Annotated in this window: 1 rRNA gene; it reads left to right on the forward strand. The window is 40.9% G+C overall.

From position 1 onward, the window contains the following. Window positions 1-108: ribosomal RNA gene (rrf, locus tag H5182_RS22115) — 5S ribosomal RNA — on the forward strand; the annotation flags it as partial. Between the last annotated feature and the right edge of the window lie 212 nt (window positions 109-320).

A 320-nucleotide genomic window follows, 5' to 3' on the forward strand; every position in this document is an offset into this window, starting at 1 on the left:
ACAATAGCGTTTTGGACCCACCTGACCCCATGCCGAACTCAGTAGTGAAACGAAACAGCGCCGATGATAGTGTAGCATTTGCTATGTGAAAGTAGGACATTGCCAGGCTCCAAATTGAGAAAGCCGCTTCAGAAATGAAGCGGCTTTTTTACGTCTGTAGGAAAGCTAATGGCTTTGAGCTGTCAGCAGCGCAGTGTTATACCAATCGACTTAAATATTTAACCATTCTAGCGAGCTAAATAAAGCGCTAACTGCGTTATAATTTTTTCAAGTAGAACAACTACATGTCAAAATTTACGCCTTGTTATCACTGTATTTAT

The sequence above is a fragment of the Pseudoalteromonas sp. SG44-17 genome, from assembly GCF_014164235.1.
Lineage (GTDB): Bacteria > Pseudomonadota > Gammaproteobacteria > Enterobacterales > Alteromonadaceae > Pseudoalteromonas > Pseudoalteromonas rhizosphaerae.